The sequence below is a fragment of the Meiothermus sp. genome (genome assembly GCF_025060375.1).
Classification (GTDB): Bacteria; Deinococcota; Deinococci; order Deinococcales; family Thermaceae; genus Meiothermus.
Window position 1 is genome coordinate 1 of the sequence record NZ_JANXCG010000009.1, and the last position, 8,138, is coordinate 8,138.

The following is an 8,138-nucleotide window of genomic DNA, read 5'->3' on the forward strand; positions in this document are numbered from 1 at the left end:
GGGGAGGTTTGGCACCTCGATGTCGGCTCGTCGCATCCTGGGGCTGAAGAAGGTCCCAAGGGTTGGGCTGTTCGCCCATTAAAGCGGCACGCGAGCTGGGTTCAGAACGTCGTGAGACAGTTCGGTCTCTATCCGCCACGAGCGCAAGAAGGCTGAGGGGGGCTGCTCCTAGTACGAGAGGACCGGAGTGGACGCACCGCTGGTTTTCCGGCTGTTCTTCCAAGGGCATAAGCCGGGTAGCCAAGTGCGGGAGAGATAACCGCTGAAAGCATCTAAGCGGGAAACTCGCCCCAAGATGAGCCTTCTCACGGAGTCAATCCGGTAAGGACCCCGGGAGAATACCGGGTGGATCGGCGGGGGGTGTAAGCGCAGCGATGCGCTGAGCCGACCCGTGCGAATCGTCCGAGGTCTTGACCCCTATGCACTCATACGCCTTCTCCCTACCGCCCCATGATCCATTTTTGAAAGCCAAAACACCAGATACCTCTGTGCCAATAGCGGCATGGAACCACCCGTTCCCATTCCGAACACGGAAGTGAAACGTGCCTGCGCCGATGGTACTGGGCCCGAAGGGGCCTGGGAGAGTAGGGCGGTGCAGAGGTTTTCCCTTTCGCGGGAGTAGCTCAGTTGGTAGAGCACAACCTTGCCAAGGTTGGGGTCGCGGGTTCAAGTCCCGTCTCCCGCTCCAGCAAAACCCTGAAAAAGTCTCATCTCTGCCTTAGCCGCTGAATAAACCGCCTCAAGACCTCCGCGCCGAGCCTTAGGGACTCTGGCTCCACCCACTCGTCGGGGGTGTGAGCGCCGCCCCCCCGGTAGGTGCCCAGGGTAAGGGCGGGTATGCCGGCCTCCACAGCCGCCGAAGCGTCGGTGGAGCCAGCGGTGAACTGCGCCTCGAGCCCCACCTCCAAGTAGGCCTGTCGGGCGGCTTCCAGCATGGCTGGAGTGGTGGTCATCCCCGCAGGCCGCTCGCCCAGTGGTTCCAGCTCTAGACGTACCCCAAAGCGCCGTGCGGCCTCCATTAGGATTTCGCGAACCTCGGTGGTGAGCTGGGCCAGCGCACCAGCCTCCAGGGCCCTTAGGTCAAGCTCCAGCCCTACCTCTCCGGGAATGGCGTTGATGGCTTCCCCACCCCATACCCGCCCTACGTTCAGGCTACTTTCTGCTGGACGCTTCAAGGCGTACATCTCGCTAAGAGCCTGGCCCAGGGCGGGTACAGGGGAGGTCGTCTCGCGATCCCCCCAGGCATGCCCCCCGGGTCCTATGAAGCGGGCCCGAAGCCGCTGGGACCCCACCGAGCGGCTCACCACCCCGGGGAGATACCCGTCCACTGCAACGACCTGACTCGGTTTTAGGGCTTGAACCAACCGGCGAGCCCCCCGCAGGTTGCCCAGCCCCTCTTCACCCACGCTAAAGGCAACTGTGCAGCCCTTCGGGATAACCTCAGGGGCCAAGGAGAGCAGCACCGCGACCCCAGAGGAGTTGTCCCCCACGGCGGGGCCGTACCAGCGGTCCTTTTCCCGTCGTAGAGGCCGGGGGGGGAGGACGGTATCCAGGTGGGCCACCAGCAAAAGGCTTCCCTTCCCGGACCACACGTTGCCCATGTCGTCCTGGTTGGTTTCCAGGCCTTGGCCGCGCATTTGGGCCGCAACCCACTCACCACGCGCCGCCTCCCCTTCTATCTCGGCGATGACCCCCAGCAGGGCCACCGGGTCGAGGGTAGTGAGGGTGGTGGGCTCGCTCATGGGTCAGCTGTCGGTGTTTTTTTCTGCCAGGCCTTCCCGCAAGGCGTAGAGGGCAGCTTGGGTACGGTTGTTGAGGTGTAGCTTTTGAAAGATGTCGCTCAGGCGGTTGCGCACGGTTTTTTCAGACAGGGAAAGTTCGTTGGCGATTTCGAGGTTGGTGTACCCCTGAGCCACAAGCTTTAGTATCTGCACCTCCCGCTCGGAGAGCTCGGCATGCCCTTTGGGGGGGGCTTCTTGTTTGGTTCGGAAGTCCTGGATGATCTTCTCAGCCATCTCTGCATCCAGCAGCACCTCCCCCTGGTAGACCCGGCGGATGGCTTCCACCAGCTCCTTGGCATCGGCGTCCTTGAGCAGGTAGCCCCGTGCCCCGGCCTTGACCGCCTCGAAGACATAACCGTCCTGGCGGTACATGGTGAGCATGATGACCTTGGCCTCAGGCCACTCTCGCAGGATTTCCTGGGTGGCCTGCACACCGTCCAGCCCTGGCATCTGGATGTCCATCAGGATGATGTCGGGATGGGCCTCCAGAGCATGCCGCAGGGCCTCCCGCCCATCCTTGGCCTCTCCCATCACCTTAAAGTCGGGCTCCGCCTCCAGAAGGCTCTTGAGTCCTTGGCGGAAGAGGGCATGGTCATCGGCCAGCAGGATGCGTATCATTGGGCACATTCTATCCTGGAAAAGCCCCTAGGAGGCAGGGGGGTATAGTAGGGCTATGAGCGGCTGGTTCTTCTTGCTCTTGGCCATAGGCTCCGAGGTTATAGGCTCCACCGCCCTGAAGGCCTCGCAGGGCTTTAGCCGGCTGGGGCCCTCGCTGCTGGTTGTGCTGGGCTATGCCAGCGCCTTTTACTTTCTGAGCCAGAGCCTAAGGACCATTCCCCTGAGCATAGCCTACGCGGTCTGGTCAGGGCTGGGTACGGCTTTGATTGCCCTACTGGGCTGGCTTGTGCTGAGGGAGCCCATGAACGGCTGGATTGTGCTAGGCATCGCTCTGATTGTTGCTGGGGTGGTCCTGCTCAACCTCGCCAGCCGCGGCTAGCCCCCAGGCGGCGGAGGCGCTCCAGCAGGTCGTGCAGGATGTTTCCGGTTACACCCCATATGTCGTAGCCCCGCCAGGGGTAGTGCCAGACCCGACGCGGCTGGGTCCACAGGCCCGCGAGCCCTTCGGGAGGAGGGCGCTCCTCGGCGTAAGCGGGGGCCTTTATCAGTTCTTCCAGGGGTACCCAGAGCAGTTGCTCCACCTCCTTTGGGTTGGGGGTTAGGAGGGGTTCTTGGGTAAGTACCCCCAGCAGGGGGAAAACCCGGTAGCCAAAGGGGGATAGGGTAGGGTCCAGGGAGCCCAGGATTTCTACCTGGGCTGGGGGAAGCCCCACCTCCTCCCAAGCTTCGCGCAGGGCGGCTTGCTCCAGGCTCTCGCCCTCGTTCAGGCGGCCTCCTGGAAAGCTGATTTGGGCAGCGTGGTGCGGCAGATGGGGGCTGCGCACCGTGAGCAGGAGCTGCTCCTCCCAGACCGGCAGCAGCACCGCTGCGTCCGCGAATCCCTCGGGGCGGGGAAGGGGTTGAGGTGGATGGGCCACAGCGGCCTTGAGGAGCTCCCTCATGAGGCTTGGTTGCACCGCTCGCGCAGCAGAACCTCGGGGTTCACACCCCGCTCTCGGCACAGCGCCACCATCCGCCAAAGGGCCTCGGCCAGATTGTCTTGCGCCAGGGCCTCCACCACCTCTTGGGGATGGGCTGGGGGGATTCCCAACTTTTCCTGGATTGCTGTGGCTCGAGCCAGGGCCCCCAGGGCTCGAGGAATCTGGTCCTGAGCCTTGCCTTCAGCGGCCTTAATAGCTTCCCAGCGGGTCGCAACCGCTTCGGGGGTTTCAGCCTTGGCATCCCCAAAGACGTGAGGGTGTCGTCGGATGAGCTTCTCCACGATAAGCGCCTCCACCTGGGGGTAGTCAAAGGTGCCGGATTCCTCGGCAATAACCGCGTGAAAGGCAACCTGCAGCAGCACATCGCCCAGCTCCTCGGCAATGGCCCGAGGGTCCCCCTCCCCGATGGCGTCCACTGCCTCAGCGGCCTCCTCGAGCAGGTAAGGGCGCAGGCTCTGGTGGGTCTGGGCTCTATCCCAGGGACAGCCCTCTGGCCCGCGAAGGCGTCGCATCACAGCCAGCAAGCGCTCCATGCCTCTAGCCTACACCTAACGCTCTGCCAAGCGCCTTTTTAGCCCCAACAGCAGAAGGGCACCCCCCAGCGAGCTTCCCACCAGGATTAGGCTTAGGGGGTCTAGAGGGGCGGTTTCCCCCACGGCCAGGCCTTGGGGGCTCGGGTAGGGTAGGCCGGTGGTGCGGGTAAGCAGGAAGAGCAGGGTGAGAAGCCCCACCAGCCCTACCCCCGTGGCGTATAGACCGGGCTCCATGCTTTTGGGCAGCTCGAGCAGCCGGGCCAGCAGCAGGAATCCCCCATACATGAGCTGGAGTCCCAACAGGAGCATGAACAGCACTGCGTACCAAAAACCCGCCCCTTGGAGGCCAAGGGGCGCCTCGTTGCCGAAGAGCTCGCCGCACAGGCCACTCCCCAGAAAGGTCTGGCCGAACCCCAGTATCTGCAGGAAGAAGGGGGCCATGAGCAGGGCGGCGGCCCAGCGAACATGGGGTTTCGAGAAGGGGGGCTCCCCATCCATACCCCTATATTTCGGTGGCGGGAGGGCGCGGCTATTGTGATTGGGGGGACATTTGACCCGCTGCTTCCGCCTACCTTGAGTGAGGGAGATGGCCTTTGGCCGAAGGAGAGGTAAGATGCTCAAGAAACCCTTCTGGATTGGCCTTTTGGTGCTCTTGCCGCTGTCGCTGGTGGCCGGGGTCTACCTCTTCGCTCGGCAGACCTACCAGCCCTACGGTACGCGGCTCCTCAACCCCAGGCCGGTGGACGCCCTCGACTTTAGCCTGACTGCCCACGATGGGCGTCGCAGGAGCTTGCGCGATTTTGAGGGCAAGGTGGTCCTGATTTTCTTTGGCTTTGTGAACTGCCCCGATGTCTGCCCAACCACCTTGCTCGAGCTCTCCAAAGTCTACAAAGCCCTTACCCCGGCCGAGCGGGAGCGGGTTCAGGTGCTGCTCATATCGGTAGACCCCGAACGCGACACCTTGGAGAGGCTGGCTAGCTACGTGACCTTCTTTGACCCAAGCTTCATTGGCCTTACGGGCAGCCCCGAGGAAATTGCGGCGGTGGCCAAGAAGTACGGGGTTTTCTACCAGAAGTCAAACATCAAGTCCCCCACCGAGTACAACGTGGACCACACCGCTACTGTCTTCGCCCTAGACCCCAGAGGTAACCTGCGCCTTATCTACGGCAGCGGTAAGGCTGCTGAGACCGACCGGGTGGTGCGGGATGTGCGCTGGTTGCTCCGGGGGTGAGGGCATCGGCCTGAACCTCGCTTCCCATCGGGCTTTGGGCCCCCTTGATTAAGGGGCTAGCCCTGTATATACTGCAAGGGTTGCGTCGCCTCAGGCCAGCCCCGGCGCTGAGGCCCCGTTGGTTGCGCTCTCGGGCCCTCCCCGCGCGCGGAGATTCTTGAGAATCCAAGGGGCGATCTGGAGGCTAGCGGCCTCCTCGCTTCACGGGGACCCCGCACCGAGCGCAGCGACCGCGACCTCTGTGTGGGGTTTTTTAGTTCATAAGAAAGGATGTGATTGCCCTGCCGACCATCAACCAACTCCTCCGTAAAGGCCGTACCCCGGTCGTCAAGAAGAGCAAGGTGCCCGCGCTCAAAGGGAGCCCCTTCCGGAAGGGGGTCTGCACCGTGGTGCGCACGGTGACCCCTAAAAAGCCCAACTCGGCCCTCCGGAAGGTGGCCAAGGTGCGCCTCACCTCCGGCTACGAGGTTACCGCCTACATCCCGGGAGAGGGCCACAATCTGCAGGAACACTCGGTGGTGCTCATTCGGGGAGGACGTGTAAAGGACCTGCCGGGCGTTCGCTACCACATCGTGCGCGGCATCTACGATACCCAAGGGGTCAAGGACCGCAAGAAGAGCCGCTCCAAGTACGGTACCAAGCGACCCAAGGCCGATGCCAAAGGCGCTGCCGCCAAAGGCAAGAAGTAGGTGAGGTATGTCGCGTAGGAGAAGAGCCGAAGTACGCCAGCTCGAGCCCGACCATCTTTACGGGGATGTGTTGGTCACAGCGCTCATCAACCGAATGATGCGCGACGGCAAAAAGAACCTAGCCGCCAAAATCTTCCGGGATGCCTGCCAGATTATCCAGGACAAAAGCGGCCAGGAGCCTCTCAAGGTCTTCAAGGCGGCCCTGGAGAACGTGCGGCCTCGGGTAGAGGTGCGCAGCCGCCGGGTGGGCGGGGCCAACTACCAGGTGCCCATGGAGGTGCCGCCCCGCCGTCAGCAGTCCCTGGCCATACGCTGGATCGTGCAGGCCTTCAACAACCGCAGCGAGCGGGAGGCAGCCCAACGGCTGGCCGCTGAGCTTATGGAGGCCGCCGAGGGTAAGGGTGGTGCGGTCAAGAAGAAGGAAGACGTGGAACGGATGGCTGAGGCCAACCGAGCCTACGCCCATTACCGGTGGTAGCTATGTCCGTCAAGACAGGTTTTGACCTAAAGCTCTTCCGCAACATCGGCATCGCGGCCCACATTGATGCCGGGAAGACCACCACTACCGAGCGCATCCTCTACTACACCGGGCGCATCCACAAGATTGGTGAGGTTCACGAGGGTGCGGCCACGATGGACTGGATGGAACAGGAGCGGGAGCGGGGCATCACCATCACCGCTGCGGTGACCACTGCCAACTGGAAGCACACCAAGACTGGGGTAGAGCACCGCATCAACATCATCGATACCCCGGGGCACGTGGACTTCACCATTGAGGTGGAGCGCTCCATGCGGGTTTTGGACGGGGCCATCGCGGTTTTCGACGCCTCTCAGGGGGTAGAGCCCCAGTCTGAAACGGTTTGGCGCCAGGCCGACAAGTACCGGGTGCCCCGCATCGCCTACGCCAACAAGATGGACAAGACCGGGGCTGATCTGTGGCTGGTGGTGAACTCCATGAAGGAACGCCTGGGGGCCCGCCCGGTGGTCATGCAGCTTCCTATTGGCCGCGAGGATAGCTTCCGCGGCATCGTGGATGTGCTGCGGCAGAAGGCCTACACCTACGGCAACGACCTGGGCACCGACATCCGCGAGGTGGAAATTCCCGAAGAGCTTAGGGCGCAGGCCCAGGAGTACTACGAAAAGCTCGTGGAGGTGGCGGCTGACTTTGACGAGAACATCATGATGAAGTTCCTCGAGGGCGAAAAGCCCACCGAGGAGGAGCTGGTGCGGGCCATCCGCAAGGGCACCATCGCCATGGAGATCTTCCCCGTCTTCCTAGGCTCCTCCCTCAGGAACAAGGGGGTGCAGCTTCTGCTGGACGGGGTGGTGGACTACCTGCCCTCGCCCCTGGACATCCCACCCATCCGCGGAACCAACGACGCGGGGGAGGTGGTGGAGCGGCCGGCTGACCCGAATGGCCCCTTGGCCGCGCTGGCCTTCAAGATCATGGCCGACCCCTACGTGGGCCGCCTGACCTTCATACGGGTTTACTCCGGCACCCTGCGCTCGGGGTCCTACGTCATGAACACCACCAAAGGTAAAAAGGAGCGGGTGGCCCGGCTGCTCCAGATGCACGCCAACCATCGGGAGGAGGTGGAGGAGCTTCGCGCGGGTGAGCTGGGAGCAGTGGTGGGGCTCAAGGAGACCATCACCGGCGACACCTTGGTGGGGGAGGGCGATGAACCCATCGTGCTGGAGTCCATAGAGGTGCCCGAGCCGGTGATTGACCTGGCGATTGAGCCCAAGACCAAGGCGGACCAGGACAAGCTGGGCATCGCGCTGGCCCGCCTGGGCGAGGAGGACCCCACCTTCCGCGTCTCCACTGACCCGGAGACTGGGCAGACCATCATCTCCGGCATGGGCGAGCTGCACCTGGAGATCATCGTGGACCGGCTCAAGCGGGAGTTCAAGGTGGACGCCAACGTGGGCAAGCCCCAGGTGGCCTACCGGGAGACCATCTCCCGCCCAGTGGATGTCGAAGGCAAGTTTGTGCGCCAGTCTGGCGGGCGCGGCCAGTACGGCCACGTCAAGATCAAAGCTGAGCCCTTGGGCCGGGGAGCGGGCTTCGAGTTCGTCAACGCCATCGTGGGGGGGGTTATTCCCAAGGAATACATCCCTGCGGTGCAAAAGGGCATCGAAGAGGCCATGCAGTCGGGTCCGCTCACCGACTTTCCCATCGTAGACCTCAAGGTGACCCTCTACGATGGGAGCTACCACGAGGTGGACTCCTCCGAGATGGCCTTCAAGATTGCCGCTTCCATGGCCATCAAAGAGGCCATGGAGAGGGGGGGTGCAGTGATCCTCGA

The 8,138-nt window shown here is 63.0% G+C and carries 10 protein-coding genes, 1 tRNA gene and 2 rRNA genes; 8 read left to right on the forward strand and 5 right to left on the reverse strand.

Annotated features, from left to right (window positions below; all coding sequences use genetic code 11):
- The 3 genes from NZ849_RS01085 to NZ849_RS01095 form a co-directional block, all read left to right on the forward strand.
- Nucleotides 1–418 (forward strand): 23S ribosomal RNA (locus tag NZ849_RS01085); the annotation flags it as partial.
- Nucleotides 419–484: 66 nt separating this feature from the next.
- Nucleotides 485–601, forward strand: a 5S ribosomal RNA gene (rrf, locus tag NZ849_RS01090).
- An 11-nt stretch (nt 602–612) separates the two neighbouring features.
- Nucleotides 613–688 (forward strand) — tRNA-Gly (locus NZ849_RS01095).
- Nucleotides 689–707: 19 nt separating this feature from the next.
- Here the strand turns inward: NZ849_RS01095 and NZ849_RS01100 are convergent.
- Both NZ849_RS01100 and NZ849_RS01105 read right to left on the reverse strand, forming a co-directional pair.
- Nucleotides 708–1,742: a M20/M25/M40 family metallo-hydrolase gene (locus tag NZ849_RS01100; protein WP_295403157.1), complete on the reverse strand. Its 1,035-nt coding sequence runs from the start codon at nt 1,740–1,742 to the stop codon at nt 708–710.
- A 3-nt stretch (nt 1,743–1,745) separates the two neighbouring features.
- Complete coding sequence (locus tag NZ849_RS01105; RefSeq protein WP_295403158.1) at nt 1,746–2,399, reverse strand: response regulator transcription factor; 654 nt, start codon at nt 2,397–2,399, stop codon at nt 1,746–1,748.
- 55 nt (nt 2,400–2,454) lie between these two features.
- Here NZ849_RS01105 and NZ849_RS01110 point away from each other — a divergent pair, with 55 nt between their 5' ends.
- The gene (locus NZ849_RS01110; protein WP_295403161.1) at nt 2,455–2,778 is read left to right on the forward strand and encodes a multidrug efflux SMR transporter; all 324 of its coding nucleotides are present in this window, start codon (nt 2,455–2,457) and stop codon (nt 2,776–2,778) included.
- Here the strand turns inward: NZ849_RS01110 and NZ849_RS01115 are convergent.
- Genes NZ849_RS01115 through NZ849_RS01125 form a run of 3 tightly spaced genes read right to left on the reverse strand, consistent with a single transcriptional unit; the run spans nt 2,756 to nt 4,410 of the window.
- Entirely contained in the window at nt 2,756–3,340 is a 585-nt protein-coding gene (locus NZ849_RS01115) for a CoA pyrophosphatase (protein WP_295403163.1), read from the reverse strand. The genes NZ849_RS01110 and NZ849_RS01115 overlap by 23 nt on opposite strands.
- Entirely contained in the window at nt 3,337–3,912 is a 576-nt protein-coding gene (locus NZ849_RS01120; RefSeq protein WP_295403167.1) for a MazG family protein, read from the reverse strand. The genes NZ849_RS01115 and NZ849_RS01120 overlap by 4 nt, the downstream gene beginning before the upstream one ends.
- Nucleotides 3,913–3,927: 15 nt before the next feature.
- Complete coding sequence (locus NZ849_RS01125; RefSeq protein ID WP_295403170.1) at nt 3,928–4,410, reverse strand: hypothetical protein; 483 nt, start codon at nt 4,408–4,410, stop codon at nt 3,928–3,930.
- A gap of 115 nt (nt 4,411–4,525) precedes the next feature.
- Here NZ849_RS01125 and NZ849_RS01130 point away from each other — a divergent pair, with 115 nt between their 5' ends.
- From NZ849_RS01130 to fusA, 4 genes are all read left to right on the forward strand, one after another.
- Entirely contained in the window at nt 4,526–5,143 is a 618-nt protein-coding gene (locus NZ849_RS01130) for an SCO family protein (protein WP_295403173.1), read from the forward strand.
- A gap of 281 nt (nt 5,144–5,424) precedes the next feature.
- Nucleotides 5,425–5,832 carry a 30S ribosomal protein S12 gene (rpsL, locus tag NZ849_RS01135; protein ID WP_182482580.1) on the forward strand — a complete coding sequence of 136 codons (408 nt, stop codon included), beginning with the start codon at nt 5,425–5,427 and terminating at the stop codon, nt 5,830–5,832.
- Between the two features lie 7 nt (nt 5,833–5,839).
- A complete protein-coding gene (gene rpsG / locus NZ849_RS01140; protein WP_295403178.1) occupies nt 5,840–6,310 on the forward strand; it encodes a 30S ribosomal protein S7 in 471 nt (156 codons plus the stop codon).
- A 2-nt stretch (nt 6,311–6,312) separates the two neighbouring features.
- The coding region (gene fusA, locus NZ849_RS01145) for an elongation factor G (protein ID WP_295403182.1) at nt 6,313–8,138 on the forward strand (1,826 nt) is incomplete at its 3' end.

What these genes read in the sequence shown, in the direction of transcription:
- NZ849_RS01100 (WP_295403157.1), bottom strand. Translation starts at nt 1,742, where the DNA reads ATGAGCGAGCCCACCACCCTCACTACCCTCGACCCGGTGGCCCTGCTG.
- NZ849_RS01105 (WP_295403158.1), bottom strand. Translation starts at nt 2,399, where the DNA reads ATGATACGCATCCTGCTGGCCGATGACCATGCCCTCTTCCGCCAAGGA.
- NZ849_RS01110 (WP_295403161.1), top strand. Translation starts at nt 2,455, where the DNA reads ATGAGCGGCTGGTTCTTCTTGCTCTTGGCCATAGGCTCCGAGGTTATA.
- NZ849_RS01115 (WP_295403163.1), bottom strand. Translation starts at nt 3,340, where the DNA reads ATGAGGGAGCTCCTCAAGGCCGCTGTGGCCCATCCACCTCAACCCCTT.
- NZ849_RS01120 (WP_295403167.1), bottom strand. Translation starts at nt 3,912, where the DNA reads ATGGAGCGCTTGCTGGCTGTGATGCGACGCCTTCGCGGGCCAGAGGGC.
- NZ849_RS01125 (WP_295403170.1), bottom strand. Translation starts at nt 4,410, where the DNA reads ATGGATGGGGAGCCCCCCTTCTCGAAACCCCATGTTCGCTGGGCCGCC.
- NZ849_RS01130 (WP_295403173.1), top strand. Translation starts at nt 4,526, where the DNA reads ATGCTCAAGAAACCCTTCTGGATTGGCCTTTTGGTGCTCTTGCCGCTG.
- rpsG (WP_295403178.1), top strand. Translation starts at nt 5,840, where the DNA reads ATGTCGCGTAGGAGAAGAGCCGAAGTACGCCAGCTCGAGCCCGACCAT.